13 protein-coding genes and 3 pseudogenes are annotated in these 17,989 nt (G+C 65.8%); 9 read left to right on the forward strand and 7 right to left on the reverse strand.

The window, feature by feature from the left end; all coding sequences use genetic code 11:
* The first annotated feature begins 444 nt into the window (after positions 1-444).
* The 5 genes and pseudogenes from J2S97_RS19840 (at position 445) to J2S97_RS19860 (ending at position 5,795) form a co-directional block, all read left to right on the forward strand.
* Positions 445-729, forward strand: coding sequence for an HU family DNA-binding protein (locus J2S97_RS19840; protein ID WP_011693739.1), 285 nt, complete (start codon positions 445-447; stop codon positions 727-729).
* A gap of 131 nt (positions 730-860) precedes the next feature.
* Positions 861-3,017: a cytochrome c oxidase assembly protein gene (locus tag J2S97_RS19845; RefSeq protein ID WP_307051659.1), complete on the forward strand. Its 2,157-nt coding sequence runs from the start codon at positions 861-863 to the stop codon at positions 3,015-3,017.
* A complete protein-coding gene (locus J2S97_RS19850; RefSeq protein ID WP_307051660.1) occupies positions 3,017-5,026 on the forward strand; it encodes an NHL domain-containing thioredoxin family protein in 2,010 nt (669 codons plus the stop codon). Before J2S97_RS19845 ends, J2S97_RS19850 begins: the two co-directional genes overlap by 1 nt.
* A gap of 223 nt (positions 5,027-5,249) precedes the next feature.
* Positions 5,250-5,384: pseudogene (locus J2S97_RS19855) on the forward strand (hypothetical protein); the annotation flags it as partial.
* Between the two features lie 30 nt (positions 5,385-5,414).
* On the forward strand, positions 5,415-5,795 hold the full coding sequence (locus J2S97_RS19860) for an endonuclease domain-containing protein (protein WP_307051755.1): 381 nt from the start codon (positions 5,415-5,417) through the stop codon (positions 5,793-5,795).
* Between the two features lie 156 nt (positions 5,796-5,951).
* Here the strand turns inward: J2S97_RS19860 and J2S97_RS19865 are convergent, their stop codons facing one another.
* The 4 genes and pseudogenes from J2S97_RS19865 to J2S97_RS19880 all read right to left on the reverse strand — a co-directional run.
* Positions 5,952-6,944, reverse strand: a complete 993-nt coding sequence (locus J2S97_RS19865) for a hypothetical protein (RefSeq protein WP_307051661.1) — start codon at positions 6,942-6,944, stop codon at positions 5,952-5,954.
* A gap of 108 nt (positions 6,945-7,052) precedes the next feature.
* On the reverse strand, positions 7,053-8,792 hold the full coding sequence (locus J2S97_RS19870; protein WP_307051662.1) for a helicase HerA-like domain-containing protein: 1,740 nt from the start codon (positions 8,790-8,792) through the stop codon (positions 7,053-7,055).
* A gap of 9 nt (positions 8,793-8,801) precedes the next feature.
* Positions 8,802-9,332: a GNAT family N-acetyltransferase gene (locus J2S97_RS19875; protein WP_307051663.1), complete on the reverse strand. Its 531-nt coding sequence runs from the start codon at positions 9,330-9,332 to the stop codon at positions 8,802-8,804.
* Positions 9,320-10,363 (reverse strand): annotated as a pseudogene (locus J2S97_RS19880) (hypothetical protein); the annotation flags it as partial. The gene J2S97_RS19875 and the pseudogene J2S97_RS19880, both read right to left, overlap by 13 nt.
* A 4-nt stretch (positions 10,364-10,367) precedes the next feature.
* Between J2S97_RS19880 and J2S97_RS19885 the strand changes: the two are divergent.
* Positions 10,368-10,772: pseudogene (locus J2S97_RS19885) on the forward strand (LLM class flavin-dependent oxidoreductase); the annotation flags it as partial.
* 9 nt (positions 10,773-10,781) lie between these two features.
* A complete protein-coding gene (locus J2S97_RS19890; protein ID WP_307051664.1) occupies positions 10,782-12,176 on the forward strand; it encodes an NtaA/DmoA family FMN-dependent monooxygenase in 1,395 nt (464 codons plus the stop codon).
* A 231-nt stretch (positions 12,177-12,407) separates the two neighbouring features.
* Here the strand turns inward: J2S97_RS19890 and J2S97_RS19895 are convergent, their stop codons facing one another.
* The 3 genes from J2S97_RS19895 to J2S97_RS19905 form a co-directional block, all read right to left on the reverse strand.
* Positions 12,408-12,818, reverse strand: a complete 411-nt coding sequence (locus J2S97_RS19895; RefSeq protein WP_307051665.1) for a VOC family protein — start codon at positions 12,816-12,818, stop codon at positions 12,408-12,410.
* A 9-nt stretch (positions 12,819-12,827) separates the two neighbouring features.
* Entirely contained in the window at positions 12,828-13,292 is a 465-nt protein-coding gene (locus J2S97_RS19900; protein WP_307051666.1) for a helix-turn-helix transcriptional regulator, read from the reverse strand.
* A 68-nt stretch (positions 13,293-13,360) separates the two neighbouring features.
* Complete coding sequence (locus tag J2S97_RS19905; RefSeq protein WP_307051667.1) at positions 13,361-14,341, reverse strand: ABC transporter substrate-binding protein; 981 nt, start codon at positions 14,339-14,341, stop codon at positions 13,361-13,363.
* Positions 14,342-14,550: 209 nt separating this feature from the next.
* On the opposite strand from J2S97_RS19905, the gene J2S97_RS19910 reads away from it, so the two are divergent.
* Both J2S97_RS19910 and J2S97_RS19915 read left to right on the forward strand, forming a co-directional pair.
* The gene (locus J2S97_RS19910; protein WP_307051668.1) at positions 14,551-15,345 is read left to right on the forward strand and encodes a hypothetical protein; all 795 of its coding nucleotides are present in this window, start codon (positions 14,551-14,553) and stop codon (positions 15,343-15,345) included.
* 224 nt (positions 15,346-15,569) lie between these two features.
* On the forward strand, positions 15,570-17,891 hold the full coding sequence (locus J2S97_RS19915; protein WP_307051669.1) for a chromosome segregation ATPase: 2,322 nt from the start codon (positions 15,570-15,572) through the stop codon (positions 17,889-17,891).
* Positions 17,892-17,989 lie beyond the last annotated feature (98 nt).

Raw genomic sequence — 17,989 nt, forward strand, 5'->3', positions numbered from 1 at the left:
CCGGGCAGACCCTCTCTCACTTCCCGCAAAAGACCGGCCAGCGGCACCCAAGCCCCACACCGCCGTCGTAATTCAGCACAAACTGAGAGAGCATCCACGAATTTCACCCAGGAAGTGAGAGAGCATCGGTGAATTTCACCCAGGAAGTGAGAGAGCGTCGGTGAATTTCACCCCGGAAGTGAGAGAGCGTTGCTGTGGCGGACAGCGGGAGGGGGCAGCGGACGTTGGGGAGGTTCGCGAGCGTTGACGCGTGAGCTGGGGGACGTCCGCTGATGGCGAAATAAGGGCCCAAAAGGCCTCAAAACCGGTGATTTACCTCAAAAAATGGCGGAAACACGCGGAATTTGCGGACCTGACCGCGGCAAGCTGGTAAGTTTTCGAACAGTGGCTTGTGCGCATGCCGCGTTCAGGCTCCAGAAATCATGACCGTCCAGGAGGACATAAATGGCTAAGAACCGTAGTGAACTTGTTGCAGAGGTAGCAGGCAAGGCCGGCACGAGCCAGGCAGCCGTCAACTCCGTGCTGGATGCACTGTTCGAGGTCTTCGAGACCTCTGTCGCCGCGGGCGAGAAGATCACCATCCCGGGCTGGCTCGCAGTTGAGCGCACCGACCGTGCAGCCCGTACCGGCCGCAACCCGCAGACCGGCGAGACCATCCAGATCGCCGCTGGCCACAGCGTCAAGCTGACCGCTGGCTCCAAGCTGAAGGCTGCTGTCTCCAAGAAGTAGCATCCGGCGTCCAACGCTTGAAAGGGAGCGGCAACCTCAGGGTTGCCGCTCCCTTTGCGTTAACAGCCCTCTTGGCGTTTGGCCACCCGCCCCGATTCGCGGCGCAGGCACCCGTAGCGGACAATGGATAGGTGCCCTCAGCAGCAAAATCCCGCCCCACACTTCCGCAGCCGTCCCCCACTCCGGGAAAGACTGGGGCAGCTGGCGGTGCTGCGGGCATTTCCGGGCCTTGGCAGTTCGCCGGTGTTGCAGCGCTCTTCCTCGGCCTCGCAGCCGCCTTGCTGTTCTCCGGAGCAGCCGCCGCACGGGAAGTGTCCGATCCCGGGTCCCTGATCCGCTGGGGGCTCCCCATCAGCAAAGCCGTCCACAACGTATCCCTGGCCACAGTGATCGGCGGCTTGATCTTCGCCGTAGGCATCCTGCCGCGCAACGCCAGCGGTTCCAGGTCCAAGGACACCAGCGCCCCCGAGCACCCGGCATTCTCCCGCGCACTGGCTGTGGCGGCTGCTGCTGGCGCGGCCTGGACGCTGTCCGCGATTGCGGTGCTGGTGCTGACGTACTCGGACGTGGCAGGCCAGTCCCTCTCCGGTGATGCCGAGTTCACGCGTGCTCTCGTCTACTTCATGACGGACATCGAGACCGGCCGCGCCTGGCTCGCCGTCACCATCGTGGCTGCCGTGGTTACCACCGCGCTTTTTGGTGTGCGCTCCCTGGCCGGGCTTGCCATCACGCTTGTCCTGTCGCTGGTGGGGATGGTGCCCATCGCGCTGATCGGCCACTCCTCGAGCTCCAGCGACCATGAAGGCGCCATCAACTCCCTGGCCCTGCACCTGGTGGGCGTGTCCGCCTGGGTAGGCGGCATCATCATGCTGGCCGTCCTGTCAGGCATCCTGACCGGCGCCGCCGGCGTCAAGGCAGCCACCAAGGCGGACATCACCGAACCCACGCTCCGCCGGTTCTCCTCCCTGGCCGGATTCGCCTTCATCCTGGTGTTTGCGTCCGGTGTCATCAACGCGAGCATCCGGATCACCAGTTGGCACGATCTGTTCGGATCCGCCTACGGCCAGATGGTGCTTGCCAAGGCCGTGGCCACGCTCATGCTGGGCGGCATCGGCCTCATGCACCGCCAGTGGGTCATCCCTCAACTCCACCGCAAGGGGTCCGCGCTATCCTCCAGGCGCGTGCTCTGGCAGTTGGTCATAGCGGAATTGCTGATCATGGGTGCCACCTCCGGCATCGCCGTTGCGCTGGGACGGTCGGCACCGCCGCAGCCCACCACGTTCGCCCCGGACGCGTCTCCGGCGTTCATCCTCTCGGGCTACGAACTGCCGCCGGAACTGACCCCGGAACGCTGGCTCACGGAATGGCGCCTGGACTGGTTGTGGATCGCCGTCGCTGTTTTTGGCCTGGTTTCATACTTCCTGGGGGTGGCCAAGGTCCTGCGCCGGGGCGACAAATGGTCCTGGTTCCGCTCCGTCAATTGGGTGATCGGCCTGCTGGTCCTCACCTACATCACGTCCGGCCCCCCAGCGGTTTACGGCCGGGTGCTGTTTTCCGCGCACATGGTGGACCACATGGCGCTCACCATGGTGGCTCCGATCTTCTTGGTGCTTGGCGCCCCCGTGACTCTGGCGCTGCGGGCGCTGGCGGCCCGGGCAGACGGCTCGCGGGGCCTCCGCGAATGGCTGCTGTTGTTTGTGCATTCCAAGTTCTCCCAACTGGTCACGCATCCGCTCTTCGCCGCGGCCAACTTCGCCGGTTCCATTGTGCTGTTCTATTACTCGGACGCGTTTGGCTATGCCATGCGGGACCATGTGGGCCACGAGCTTATGAACCTGCACTTTGCACTGACCGGCTACATCTTCGTGCTGAGCATGATCGGCACGGACCCGCTGCCCCGCCGCGCGCCCTACCCCATGCGCCTGCTGCTCCTGCTGGCCACCATGGGCTTCCACGCCTTCTTCGGAGTGGCAATCATGGGCGGCACCGGGCTGCTGGCCGCGGACTATTTCGGCAACCTCGGCCGGCCCTGGGGACCCTCCGCGCTGCTCGACCAGCAGATGGGCGGCGCAGTGGCCTGGGGCATCGGCGAAGTACCCACCTTGCTGGTGGCCATCGGTGTCGCCGTGATGTGGTCCAGGTCCGATGAACGCGAGACCCGCCGCACCGATCGGGCCGCGGACAGGAATAACGACGCCGATCTCACTGCTTACAACGATATGTTTGCCAAATTGGCTGAACGCGACGCCAAGCTGGCTGACCGCAACTCAAAGCTGGAAGGACGCTGATGAGCGAAACCGTACGCACCCACCACCGGGTCCGCGCCTCCGAACTGGTGGGCCGTAACTGGCTCAACACCGGCGGGAAGTCCCTGGACCTCGAAGCCCTGCGCGGCAAGATCGTGCTCCTGGATTTCTGGACCTTCTGCTGCATCAACTGCCTGCACGTGCTCGATGAGCTGCGCCCGCTCGAAGAGAAATATTCCGACGTCCTGGTGACCGTGGGCGTGCACTCCCCGAAGTTCGAACACGAGGCTGATCCCGTCGCCCTCGCCGCCGCCGTGGAGCGCTACGAGATCCACCACCCGGTGCTGGATGATCCCGAGCTGGAAACCTGGAAGGCCTACACGGCACGCGCCTGGCCCACGCTGGTGGTCATCGACCCCGAGGGCTACATCGTGGCCCACCTCTCCGGCGAAGGCCACGCTGACGGCCTGTCCGTGCTCATCCCCGAACTCATCGCCGTGCACGAGGCGAAGGGGACCCTCCACCGCGGCAACGGCCCGTACGTGGCGCCGGAGCCGACGTCGGGCACGTTGCGTTTCCCGGGCAAGGCCCTCTTCCTCCCGGCCGGCCGGGGCACTGCTGCCGGGAAGCCAGTCAGCGGGAAGCCGGGCGCGAAAGCTTCCGGCTCCTGGCTGGTCACGGACACCGGTCATCACCGCCTGGTGGAGCTGGACACCGACTTCCACACCGTGCTGGGCACCTACGGCTCCGGGACCAAGGGCCACGCTGACGGCCCGGGCGCCGACGTCGATTCCATCAGGCCCGCCGCACAGTTCAACGAACCGCAGGGCCTTGTCCTCCTGCCGGAAGACGTGGCAGCGAAGACCGGCTACGACGTCGTGATTGCCGACTCCGTCAACCACCGCCTGCGCGGGCTGTCCCTCGCGGACGGAACCGTCACCACACTCGTCGGCAGCGGCGTGCAGCGCCTGCTGGAGACCGGGCCGGCGCGGGTGGATGAGGATGCCGCCGGCTTCACCGGACGACTCACCGACCATCCCCTGGACGTGGCGCTGAGCTCGCCGTGGGACGTGGTGTGGTCCGCCAAGCTCAACGCCGTGGTGGTTGCCATGGCCGGTGTCCACCAGATCTTCAGCTTCGACCCGCTGTCCGGCGTCGTGTCCATCCTGGCCGGAAACGGGCTGGAAGGCCTCCAGGATGGCCCTGCCCACGAAGCCTGGTTCGCCCAGTCGTCCGGCCTGGCCGAGGACGCCGACGGCAACATCTGGGTGGCTGACTCCGAGACATCCGCGCTGCGCAAACTGGTGATCGACGACGCCGGTACGGTCACCGTGGAGACCGCCGTCGGCAAGGGTCTGTTCGACTTCGGCTTCCGCGACGGACCGGCCGCGGAGGCGCGGCTGCAGCACCCGCTCGGCGTGACCGTGCTGCCGGACGGCTCCGTGGCCATCGCTGACACCTACAACGGCGCCGTCCGCCGCTACGACCCCGCCACCGGAACCATGTCCACGCTGGCCCGGGGGCTCTCCGAGCCGTCTGACGTGATTGTGGACCACACGCACACTGCCGGCTCCGAGCCGCTGCTGGTGGTGGTGGAAGCAAACAAGCACCAGCTGATCTACGTGCCCATCCCCAAGGAAGCGCAGCAGGTGGACGAGGGCGCCGTGCAGACACACCGGCCCAAGAGCCCTGTAGCGCCCGGAACGCTGGAGCTCACGGTCCGCTTCACAGCGCCCACGGGGCAGAAGCTCGACGACCGCTGGGGCGACCCCACGCAGCTGAAGATCTCCTCCACCCCGCACGAGTTGCTGGTGGCCGGCGGCGGAACGTCAGTGGGCCTGCAGCGGACGCTGGAGCTCTCCGCCGACGTGCCGGAGGGCGTGCTTCACATTACGGCGCGCGCGGCGGCCTGTGACGGCCCCGAGACGGCCGACGGCGAGATCCCCGATCACGCAGCCTGCCACCTGTACCAGCAGGACTGGGGCATCCCGGTGGTCCTGCAGGCCGACGGCGACACTGAGCTGGTCCTGGACCTCCGCGGGATGGACTGAGGCTCTGCCAACACACCACTAAAGGCTGCAGCCCGCGACCAGGCGTCACGGGCTGCAGCCTTTTGGCGCTATTGAGACCAGTAGACGCCGAGAATCCAAGGTGCAGGTGACGGTCCGCCAGCAAGAGTTTGCACGGGGTGACGACGGATGTGGGCAGAGAGGATTTCCACATAGCAGCGACCCCGGGTACTCGTGCGACCCCCGCGGTGTGCAGGATGACGGCATGGATGTGTCGGATGCGTTGGCCGCGTGCGGGGGAGCGGCGAGACGGCCCGTTCTCACCCGACTCGGAGTGGACGACGCTGCCTTGCGCAGGGCCTCGAGGGCCGGCATCGCCACCCAGCCTGCTCGTGGAATCTATGCACTCCCGTCCGCGAATCCTGCCCACTTGGCACTGATCCTGCGGCGCCAGCTCTTTACCTGTGTGAGTGCCGCCCCTTTTCATGGACTCTGGGTGCTGGAGTCCATGTTGGAAACCCTGGCCAGGAAGTGCTTTCGGCAAGCAGGGATCACGGTTGAGACGCAGGTCTACGTCGATGGCGTCGGGTATGTGGACCCGCTGCTGGATGGCTGGCTGGTGGTCGAGCTGGACGGGCGCCACCACGGTGACTGGCGGCAGGTGAAGAAGGACCAGCATCGGAACAACCGGTATGTGGTGCAAGGCTACACAGTGCTCCGTTATTACTATGCGGACGTAGTGCACCGTCCCCAACAGATGCTGACCGAGGTTCTGGCGGTGCTTGCCGGGCGTCGTGGCAGGCAGCCCTGACAGCATCGCGTCGTCACTGGATCCACGCTTATGAGCGGCCCAGGAATCGGCTTCGGCGGAATTTCGGGCCCAGGTGCCGCTCGCAAGAGTAAAACACTGCGCCGCGTGACGGCGTCAGCGCCGCCGAGCCCCACTAGCTAAGGGGCCGCCGGCAGCTTAGTAGCTGAGGAGCGGGGTGACCCTGATGGTGTCACCGTCAACGTCCAGCCGGGTGGTGAAGCTGAAGTCGTGCTCCACATTCAGGTCCGCCACGACACCGCTGAACAGGTCGGTTTGCTGCGCCTTCAACCGTGCCTTCCCGTCAAGCGGGGCCACCACCCAGCGGCCGCCGAAGGGCTCAATGGACACCTTCGGGTACTCGCTGATGCTCCAGTCGATGGTTCCCGGCGTTACGCGGTTGAACGTGGCGTGGTAGAACGGGCAGTCGGGCTGGAGCTTCTGCTCCTTCACGGCCTCCGCGGCACAGGTGTCCAGGAATTCCTTGACCTTGGCACCCACGGCGTCCTTCAACCCTTGGGTGGCTTCCGTCAGGAGGCTCAGCGGGGCGGTGGGAATGTCACGGCCGGACACCGTGGCACGGCTGGCCGCGGCTGCGAAGTATTCGCCGTTCAGGCTGGCCTCGTACTCGCCGGGATAAAAGACCGCGAAGGAATTGCGGCCGTTGGGCATGTTTACCGGTACGCCGTTGAGTGTTGCCTGGCTGGAGTTCACCACGGTGACTTCCAGGACGGGCAGTGTGGCCGGCACGAACGCCCACTTATTGAAGAAGAGCCATTCGGTCCCGGTCCGCTCCAGCAGGAACTCGGTGCTCAACCTGCTGCCGTCGATGGTGTATTCCATCGGTACCATGACTTGGTTTCCGGGGCGCTCCTGGGTCTCGCCGAAGTTCACGTTCGTCACCCGGGAAGCGGCCGTCTGCAGCGCTGTTCCGTCGAGCATGGAGGCGTCGCTTTGCGGCACGGAAGCGCGCAGGAGACCCAGCGCTTTTTCGCCCTCGCCCTTCTGCAAAGCGTCCAGGTATTCGCGCACGGGCTGCTCGGGACCCGACACCGAGGCGTTCACCAGGTTGACCGCCACCACGGCTCCGGCGATGGCAAGCATAAGGCCCAGCAGCCACCCGGCCGCGATCCTCACCAACGCTTGACTCATCTGCACGCACCTTACGTTACCCGTAAGGCGCCTGAAAGCAGGTGTGGAGGCAGTCCCTTATGACACCGTCCCGCTGGTGTCAGGCAGTCCGACGGCGGCAGGCCGGCCTTAGCGGCGGCGCCGGGAGGAGGTGCCGAAAACGCCCCGCAACAGCTCCCGGCCCAGTTGTGTTCCGAGCGAGCGGGCCATGCTTTTGAGGCCACCGCCGAGCGCGCCGCCCAGGGCTCCGGCAAGGTCGCCCACCATTCCTCCGCCTGATTCCTGCCGGGCCGGCGGCGCCGTGCGCTCCGCACTCCGCGACCGTTCCGGTGCCGGAGCCGGCCTACTGCTGGGCCGTCCCAGGATTTCTTCCTCGATGCGGCGGGCGTCAGCGTCAACCGCAGCCTGGTCCATGGATCCTGGCACGGGGCCGCCGGGTAATGGGCTGTTGGGCACAAACACGCCCGTGGACGGTGTGGGCGGCTGGCCGGGGGCTGCCGCGCCGGTGGGCGCCGCGCTCTTCCCCGAGATCTTTTCGTAAGCTGAAATGTTGTCCACCGCCGTGCCGTATTTGGCGAGCAGGGCGGAACCGGCCACTGTGCTCTTGACCAACTCGTCACTGCTGGGACCCATCACCGACTCCGGTGCCCGCAGCCGCGTCAGGGCGACCGGCGTCGGGGCGCCCTTCTCGTTCATCACCGTAATAACGGCTTCACCGATGCCGGCTGACGTGAGCGTTTCTTCGAGGTCGTAGTCGCTCACCGGGAACGTGGACACGGTGGCTTTCAGGGCCTTGGCGTCCTCCGGGGTGAATGCCCTCAGCGCGTGCTGGATGCGGTTGGCCAGCTGCCCAAGGACATCCGCAGGAACATCCTTCGGCGTCTGGGTGACGAAGAAAATGCCGACGCCCTTGGACCGGATGAGCCGGACAGTGGTGGTGATGGCCTCCAGGAACGCCTTGGAGGCGTCGTTGAACAGCAGGTGCGCCTCGTCGAGGAAGAACACCAGCTTCGGTTTGTCCAAGTCACCGGCTTCGGGCAGGTCTTCGAAGAGATCCGCGAGCAGCCACATCAGGAAGGTTGAGAACACCATGGGCTTGGTCTGCAGCGTGGGCAGTTCCAGGCAGGTGATGACGCCGCGGCCGTCAGGAGCCGTGCGCAGCAGTTCGGCGGTATCGAATTCGGGCTCGCCGAAGAAAGCCTCCATGCCCTGGGCCTCGAGTGTCACCAGTTCGCGGAGGATGACGCCGGCCGTCGCCTTGGAGAGGCCGCCCAGTTCCTCCAGCTCGTCCTTGCCCTCGTCCGAGGTGAGGAACTGGATGACGGCCCGGAGGTCCTTGAGGTCGACCAGTTCCAGATTATTCTTGTCCGCGAAGTGGAAGACGAGCTGCAGGCTGGATTCCTGGGTGTCGTTGAGTTCCATGACGCGTGACAACAGAATGGGGCCGAAGGAGGTGATGGTGGCACGGACGGGGATGCCGTTGCCGTCCCCGCCGAGGGCCAGGAATTCCACCGGAAAAGTCTTGCCCGCCCAGGCCTGGCCGATGCCGTCCGTGCGCGCTTTCAGTTTCTCGGTGCCCGTGGCGGCGGTGGCCAGCCCGGAGAGGTCCCCCTTGATGTCGGCCAGGAACACCGGAACCCCGGCGGTGGAGAGCTGCTCGGCCATCATGTGGAGCGTGACGGTCTTGCCCGTGCCTGTTGCGCCGGCCACCAGCCCGTGCCTGTTCATCATGGCCAGGGGCAGCCGGACGGGGGCATCCTTGTGGAGTTCGCCGTCGACGATTGCGGCTCCCAGTTCGATGGTGGCGCCTTCGAGGGTGTACCCCTTTTGGATGGTGGCGACTTTATCTGCAGTGGATTTGATGGCCATGCCGATAGCTTAGCCGCGCGGCTCCAGATCTTTCGTGAAAGCCAGGAATTTGATGGTCTCGGGATCTGCGGCCAGGTCGAACAGCGGCTCGTACCCTGAGTTCAGGTAGAGGTGTTTCGCTTCGGGCTGCCGCGGGCCGGTGGTCAAATACACCCGGCTGTAGCCGCGGTGGGCTGCCAGGCTTTCAAGCTCGGCCAGCACGAACCGGGCCAGCCCGCGGCGGCGGTGTGCCGAATGGGTCCAGATCCGTTTGAACTCCGCTGTCTTCGGCCCGTGCCGGCGGAAGGCCCCGCCCGCTACGGATTCGCCGTTCTCCTGGACGATAAGCAATGCACCGCCGGGCGCGGCGAATTCAGCCGCAGGGTAGCGGTTGAGCTCCTCGGCGGCCGCTCCCCGTCCAAACAGGTTCCCGTACCGGGCGTCGTACTCCCGCGCGAGCTCGTCCAACAGCGGCCGGACCCGCGCATCATGCATGGGCAGGTTGAGCACAGTCAGCGCCGACTCCTGCACACGGGCCGGCGGGACGGTTAGTTGTTCCATGATTGAGCCTTTCCCGAGGCGGCCGGGACAGCCACCGCTTCAACGTCACCGCGTTCATGTTCGCCATGTTCAGAGTCACCCCGCAGCTCCTGTGCCAGCAAGCCCAGGATCCGCCGCGCCAGGGCGTCGTTTTCCCGGAAGGGAGCGGCATTCGTTCCGGGGCGGGCAAAGGCGCCGGCGCCCCAGCCGGAGGTGTTGGGACCGACGGCGAACAGGGTGCGGTTGGGTTCGCCGAGCGGGCTGACGAGTTCGTTGGCCCCGGACACCAGCAGCCGACCCGTGGCATGGAGGCCGTCGGCAGTGAGAAGAGTCTGCTCGCTGCCCAGCCCGGAGCTGTGCAGATATCGCAGCAGCGGATTCCCGGAGCCTGCCACGGCGGGCGCCGGCAGCCGGGCCTCAATCAGGGCCGTCGCCGACACCCGTCTGGCGCCGTGGGCGGAGCTGGCCACGAACTTCCCGGACGCCTCATCGGCGGTGATCTCCAGCCCTGGCCCGAGGAACTGCAGGTGGCCTGCACGGTGGAGTGCCAGCAGTTGCCGTAACCGCTGCGGCGGAGGGCCGGAGTCAACGAAGCTGAAGAAGCCGTGCCACCAGCCATGGACCGCCTGCTGCGACTGCGCGTTCAGCCGTTCGGCCGGCACCAGCCGGCCCAGGTCCATGTAGACCTTGAGCAGCGCGGTGAACAGGGCCAGCGTCTCCGAGTGGTCCGGGCTGGTCCGCAGCCGGAGGTCGTCCTCGATGTAGCCGGCCACGGCCCGCTGCACGTCGTCGGGTCCGCTAAAGTCCCGCCCGGCAGGATCCAACCCTGTAAGGGGCCGGTCCAGCTGCTCGAAGTCCAGGTGGAATTCAGCGTCCGGAACCGACTCGAGCACCAGCCGCTCGCGGTCCGGGCTGTACCAGTCCAGTGCGGCGAAGCGGTCCGAAAACTCGTCCCAGCTGATGCTCACGCGTTCCGGGTACCCCGTGAAGAGTTCGCGGTAATACCCGTAGCCGGCATCCTTGGCGATCAGGGGCCAGAGCTGGGTGTGGAAATAACTGCTCGCGGACGAGGTCCGCGAGGTAAGGGACCGGCTGGGCGGCCGGGCGCCCGCCGTCGTGGTGGAGCTCGACGTCGTCCTGGATGCCCGCGGGCAAAGCGCCGCCCAGCGGCTTGCCGGACTGGAGCCTGACGCCGCTCTGTCCGGCACTGTCCGGGCGCGCTTCGCCGGATCCCCGGCTGCACTGGCCGAGCTGCTCGCCGAGCTGCTGGAAGTGGCTGACGGAGTCCGCCTGCACCCCGCCGGGCTAGCTGTCGACCTGGAGGAACTGTCCCGTCTGGTGCTGCCGGAACTTCGCCGCCGCGGAGTCCTGGCCCCGGTCTCCCGGGACGGCACCTTGAGGGACCTGCTGGGCCTCGAACGGCCAGCCAGCCGCTACGCCGCAACCGCCGTCGGAAACTGAGGAGAAACCATGACACAGCACGCCCGTGCTAAATACCAGCCGAGCGGCAAGCTCCAGTTCGGCATCTTCTTCCAAGGCGTCAACTCGGGGACCATCTGGAAGGCCGCCGAATCCGGATCCCAGACGGACTTCGAATCATTCCGCCGCATTGCCCAGACGGCGGAGCGGGGCCTGTTCGCCGCCTTCTTCCTGGGCGAAGGGCTCCGGCTCCGCGAGCACCTCGGCCGCCCGCACGAACTGGACGTTGCCGGGCGCCCGGACGCCCAGACCATGCTCGCCGCCCTGGCATCGGTGACGTCGAACATCGGACTCGTCGCGACCCAGAACACCACGTACAACGATCCCGCAGACCTGGCGCACAGGTTGTCCTCGCTGGACCTGCTCTCCGGCGGCCGCGCTGCGTGGAACATCGTAACCACGGACAACGCCTGGACCGGCGCAAACTTCAGACGCGGCGGCTACCTTGACCACGCCGACCGTTACACCCACGCCGAGGCGTTCGTGGAGACGGCCAAGCGGATCTGGGATGCCCATGATCCCGTATCCGGGCAGTGGCGGCGGGTGGTCAATGAGGGGCAGCACTACACCGTGGACGTCACGCCGCGCCTGCCGCGCAGCGCCCAGTACCGGCCGGTGCTGTTCCAAGCCGGCGATTCTCCCGAAGGGCGCGACTTCGCCGCCCGGCAGGCAGACGTCATCTTCTCGGCGCACCCGAAGTTCGACGACGCCCTGACGTTCCGAAGCGACATCGTGGACCGGACCCTGAAGGCAGGACGGAACGCCGACGACGTCAAGATCATGCCGGCCAGCGAGTTCATCCTGGCAGCCACGCCGCAGGAGGCCCAGGAGAAGAAGGCCTGGGTCCGAAGCCTCCAGATCGGACCGCAGCAGGCCATCGCCTACCTCGAACAGTTCTGGGGCCGGGAACTTGGCGAATACGATCCCGACGGCCCCCTTCCGGAGATCGATCCGGCCGTGGAGGAAACCTCAGAGACCCGGGGGAGCGGCTTCCACGGCGCCAAGGCGCGGCAGCTCGCGGACCAGTGGCGGGCCGAAGCCAAGGAGAAGGGGTTGTCTATTCGCCAGTTCGTCTCCGCCAAGACCAGCCGCGTGGACGCCACCTTCAATGGGTCCTATTCAGAAGTGGCCGACCGGCTGGTGGAGTACGCCCGCACCGGCGCCGTGGACGGCTTCAACATCTCGCCGTGGCTCATCCCCACCGGCCTGGACGACATCGTCAACCACCTGGTGCCGGCGCTGCAGGAACGTGGGGTCTACCCCACGGAGTACGCCGGCAGTACGCTGCGCGAAAACCTGGGCATCGCCACTCCGGTGCGTCCCGAAGCGGAGTCCGCTGACGCGGATGCCGCCCCCTCGTCCGCAAAGTCGGAAGCGAGGGTCTAAAGCCGGTGGGTGACGAGGTGTCCGGCACGGAAGTGGGAGATGTTGACAGGGAATCAGCCGCGGATACCGTGAAACTGCAGCTGACTGTCTGGCAACAGTATCTCTAGAGGAACCGCGCTCGCCCACCGGGCCTTGCTTGGGCCAGCCCGCCGGAGCATGCCTGCGCCCAGCCCATCAAACCAGAATTCCCCGCCGGACCATCCGGCGGGGGATTCGTGTGGATAGGGAGAGTTACGCTTTCGGCGCCTGGGAAATCCGGACCATGTTGCCGGAGGGGTCCCGGAAGGCGCAGTCGCGCGGCCCCCAAGGCTGGTCGATGGGCTCCTGCATTACCTCGGCGCCGGACGCCCGGACTTTCTCGAACATGGCGTCCAGATCGTCGGTGCGGAAAACGAGCATCGGCAGGACGCCCTTGGTGAGGAGCTCCTGCATCATGTCTCCGTCCTCCTGCGAACGGCCGGCATGCGGTTCGGAGAGCACGATCTCGAGGTCCGGCTGGGCGGCGCTCCCTAGCGTCACCCAGTGGAACCCTCCGGAGGCGACGTCGTTGCGCACCTCGAGGCCCAGGGCGTCCCGGTAGAAGGTGAGGGCTTTTTCGGTGTCGTTGACTGTGATGTTGCAGTACTGGAGTGAAATGTTCATGCAATTACGCTATTCGGCTGCCGTGAGTGCCGCTTCTTCAATCCTGCTGGCTTGGGCACTTTCCTCGGTCCCGCCGCTGTGCCGGGTGGGCCGCGTCCTGATCTTCGCTACGCAGGCGGGCATCGCCTGCACCGCACTGTGCCCGCGGGACCGGTACGCGCTGGGGGTTTCTCCCACGATTTCGGTGAAGCGTGAGCTGAAGGATCCGAGCGACGTACAGCCCACGGCCATGCAGGCATCGGTCACGCCCATGCCACTGCGGAGCAGTGCCATGGCCCGCTCGATCCGGCGGGTCATCAGGTAGCTGTACGGAGTCTCGCCGTACGCGGCACGGAACTGCCGCGAAAAATGCGCTGGTGACATCAGGGCTTTGCGGGCCATGGTGGGAACGTCCAGGGCGTGGGCGTAGTCCCTGTCAATCAGGTCACGTGCCCGGCGCAGGTGCGCCAGGTTGGCGAGCTCTTGTGGGGTCATGCCATGAGCGTACGCCGCAGTCCCGGCGTTTTCCACGGTGGCGTCCGACGGACCCACCGCGGCCTGGCCTACTTCTTGGGCAGGCCCGCGGGGTTCAGTTCGGACTTCTGGACGGCCTCCGCAGTGAGGCCCCAGCGGTCAAGGATCTTGGCGTAGCTGCCGTCTTCGATCAGGTGGTTGAGCCCTGCCTGGGCTGCGGCCGCGAAGCCGTTGCCCTTCCTGGTGGTGGCGGCGATGCTCGCCTTCAGCGGCCAGCCTCCGTCCACCAGCCCCACGAGCTTGGTCTTCGCATCGGAGGCCGCCTTGAACGCCGCCGTGGCATTCGGTCCGAACGTGAGGTCGGCGCGTCCGGACTGCAACGCGAGTGAGGAGGCGGAGTCGTCGTCGTAATACTGGAACTCGACCGGCGCCAGGCCGTTCTTCCTGTTCTCCTCATCCCACCGCAGCAGGATGGATTCCTGGTTGGTCCCGGACCCAACAATCACGCGCTTGCCGGCAACGTCCGGTGCCGATTCCACCTTGGCGAGGGAGCTGTCGGCCTTGGCATAGAAGCCCAGCTTGTCGTCCCGGTAGCTGGCGAAATCGAACTTGAGCTTCCGTTCCTCGGTCACCGTGACATTGGACAGCACGGCCTCGTACTTGCCGGACTCCACACCGAGGGGCCAGTCGGCCCAGGCGGTGGGAATGATGTCCGCTTCGAGGCCCAGCGTCTGGGCCAGGGCGACGGCGATATCGACTTCGTTGCCCACGGGAGTTTTGTTGTCCGTGGCGTAGACGGCCAATGGGGCGGCGAACGGGCTGACGGCCACTGTCAGCTTGCCGTCCTTCTTGATGGATTCCGGCACCAGCGCCGCTGATGCCGGGTCCACGGCTACCGTCACGCGGTCCTGTTCCGGCGAGAGGTTGAACTGCTTGACGCCCGTGGCGGACGACGCCGGCGCGGAGCCCGCTGCAGCCGACGCCCCGGGGTCGGAGCACGCCGCCAGGCCAAGCAAAGTGGTGGCGGCCAGCGCCGCGGTGACGCCGGGCTTGAATGAAAAACGGGACATGGTTTCCCCTTGGAGTCTCGGATTTGATGCTTGTGCGAGCAACTATCCGGCAGGGGGGAAACCCGGTCAAAGCACCTGGAAACCGGGCGATACACGAGGTAATCGGCGTTAACCGTACGTCCGCCGGCGTCACTAAACATGGTTGGTGCCCGCGGCAAATGCCCGGCTGACGAAAGGCGCCGGGGGTAAACTTTGGTATGGCCGCGTCAATGTTGAAGATGGTTCTGTCCGTTGCGACTACGTTTGCCCTGATGGTGCTCGGGGGAGCGCCGGCGACGGCGGGGCCGCCGCGGCCTTCCGATCCCGTGGGCATCGACGTTTCCTGGCCGCAGTGCGGCAAGACGCTCCCCTCCGGTCTCGCCTTTGCCATTGTCGGCGTCAACAACGGCCTCGCGAACACCACGAATCCCTGCCTTCAGGCGCAGCTGGACTGGGCTGAACTGACCATCAAGTATCCTCAGGCCACCTCCCAGCCGCGGGTGGCCCTCTACGTGAACACCGCCAATCCCGGGCTGGCCGGTTCCTGGTGGCCCTCGTCCAACTTTTACTCGGGCACCGTAGTGGACAACCCGTACGGGAAGTGCGAAGGCAAGAACGACAAGGCCTGCGCCTATATGTACGGCTACGCCAAAGCGTACGACGACGCCGTGCTGCGTGGCGTGGACAACCCCGAGGACCACTTCTGGTGGCTGGACGTGGAGACGGAAAACAGCTGGCAGCCGGACAAGGAAGCCAACCGGGCTGACCTGGAAGGCATGACCGACTACTTCGAAAGCATCGGCGCCGACGTTGGGATCTATTCCACGGGCTACCAGTGGGGCCAGATCGCGGGCACCGTGCCTTCCAGCAGCAGCCTTGCCGGGCTTCCCAGCTGGCTCGCCGGTGCCCGCACGTTGAACGGCGCAAAGTCGAACTGCGCGCTGCCGGGGCTCACACCGGGCAGCCGCGTGGCGCTGACGCAATACGTCTCAAGCGGCCTCGACTACAACTTCGCCTGCAAATAACAGCAGCTTGGCTGCAGCCCCGAGAGCTGTGTGACAGAAGTGCACCGAATCACCATGAGTCAGCTTCAGTGAAAAACTGAGTACTGCGGAGACGAATCAGGTATAGAGACAGCCAAAGTCGAGTGGAATCCACTGGTGTTTTTCCCGGCGGGCGACCCTAGCATCGGGACTACATTTGCGGCCAATGATGGCCGCAAATCCCATCTCGCGTCCCGGGGGTCCCCATGCAACAAGCGCCCACCTCGTCCGTCTTCGCCCGCCGGCTGGCTGCCGCCGTCGTCCTCCCCGGTGTCCTGACCAGCATGCTGGTGCTGGTCCCGGCCGCCCAGGCGGCCAACGACACCGCCAGCATCTGCAACGGAGTGGTGAATCAGTTTGCCCACCGCGGCACCGTGCAGGAGAACCTGCTCAAGGCCGGGGCCCGCAAGAACGCGGTGCTAATCGCGTCTCTGCAGGCCGAGCGTGCGGCGCTGCAGGCGAAGGCGGGCGGCCTGACGACGGAGATCGCCGCGGCAGAGAAGGCGATTGCCGTGCTCAGCGCGGAGCAGCAGCAGCTGACCTCGGACATGGACTCGGCGGCCACCGAACTGGCTGGGCTTAAGGTTGCCCAGGCCAATGTTGTCCAGTCGGTTGCCGATGCCGAGAAGGCGCTGGCCGGACTCGAAGCGGAGAGGGCCACCACCGAAGCGCAACTCACGCCGCTGCAGGAAGAGCTCGGCGTTGCCCAGGCCGCTGCTGCCCTGCTGGACAAACAGAGGGCAGGCCTCGAAGCCCAGGAAGCCGCGAAGAGGAGCGAGATCAGCGCGGCAGAGGGCGAACTCCCGGCACTCCAGGCCGCTGCAAATGCGGCCGCTGAGGCCCTCGCCGGCAAGAACTCTGAAATCGTGACGGCACAGGGCGAACTAACCAGCCTGACGGGTGCCGCAGAACAAGCGACGGCGGCTGCAGCCACAGCTGCCCAGGCAGTTGCTGATGCGGAGACCGACCTGACGCGGCTTGAAGGTGCCGGGGAGACCGCCCAGGCGCAATTGGAGGCCCAGCAGGCGAAAGTCGCTGAGGCAAAGGCCACCCTCGCTACCCGGCAGTCCACAGCCCAATCGGCGGCAGATGCTGTAACCGCCAAGAACGCTGAGATCGGCACGGCGCAGGGCGAACTCGCGGCCCTGCAAACAGCCGCCAGCCAGGCCGCGGATGCCCTGGCTGCCAAGGGCGCTGCGATCATCACGGCGCAGGGTGAGCTGACCACGCTGAAGGCGAATGCGGCCGCAGCTGCCTCGGCGCTGGCCGCCAAAACGAACAACATCGCTGCAGTCAATGCGGAAATCGTGTCGTTGCAGGGGCAGATTGCGGCCAAGAACATCTTGATTACGGCAAAACAGGAGCAGCTCACGCAGGCGAACGCGGATCTCGTGGCCCTACAAGCGCGCAAGTCGTTTCTTGCTGGCGAGATCCTACGTTTGGGGGCGATCAATGGCGGAAAGAAGGAGGAGCGCGAGGCACGTGAGGCCCAGATTCTTGCGTACCAGGCCGAGCTGACGACGGTGAACGGCCTGATCACCACAAAGAATGCCCAGATTTCCGGGTACCAAGGTGATCTGACCACTCTTCAGACCTCGGTTAATACCCTTAACGCCCAGCTCCTGACCAAGCAGCAGGAAAGCAGCGCCCTGCAGCAGCAGGCCGCGCCGCTGCAGGCCACCCTGACAACCGCAAACGCTGCGGTTGCTACCAAGGAAGGCGAGATCGCAACGCTCAACGGCCAGGTTCCGGCGCTCCAGGCCGCGGTCACCGATGCCAATGCCGCGGTCAGTGCCAAGCAGGGGGAGCTCAGCGTTTTGCAGGGGCAGCTGCCCGCGCTTCAAGGTGCCGCAGCCACGGCCGCGGCCAACGTGTCCACGCAGCAACAGGTAGTGGTGGACCTTGAGGCTGCCCTCCCGGGACTGACTCAGGGAGTGGCCGAGGCCCAGGCCGCCGTCGCGGAACAGAAGAACGTTCTCAGCGGGCTCCAGACCAAGCTGGCCGAAGCAAATGACGCCCTGACCGCCGCAAATGCTGCAGTCGAGGCCAAAAAGGCAGAGGTCAGCGGGCTGCAAAACGAGCTGCCAGCGCTGCAATCCGCGGTGGACGGCGCCAACACAGCAGTTTCCACCAAACAGGGTGAGATTGCGACCTTGAACGGGGAACTGGACACCCTGGTCGCCCAGCTAGCGGTCCTCAACACGCAGATCGCCGGCAAGGAAGCTGACGTTCTGCGTCTGCAGACCCAGGTGGCTCCGCTGCTGGACCAGCTGAACAAGCTCAACGGCGAAATCAGCGCCACGGAGGCTCAGCTCAAGGCGCTCCAGGCACAGCTGAACACGCTGGATCAACAGTTCACCATTGCCAAGGGACAGTTGGACACCCTGACTGCTCAGAAGAAAACAAACAAGACTGCCATCGAGGCCCAAAAGGCCGTTGTCGTCAACCTGCAGGCACAGCTTTCGGCGGTTCAGGGCCAGATCGCCGCCATCGACGGGCAGATCGCCCTCGGGGGCTGCGTGGCCTAGCGCGGTGATGAAGTAGCACAAGCGAGCTAAAAAGGAGCGGGGTTGCCGGAAATGGCGGCCCTGCTTCGGCGTGTCCGGCACCACGGCGACATCCAGAA

It is taken from the genome of Arthrobacter oryzae, assembly GCF_030812315.1.
GTDB classification, from domain to species: domain Bacteria; phylum Actinomycetota; class Actinomycetes; order Actinomycetales; family Micrococcaceae; genus Arthrobacter; species Arthrobacter oryzae_B.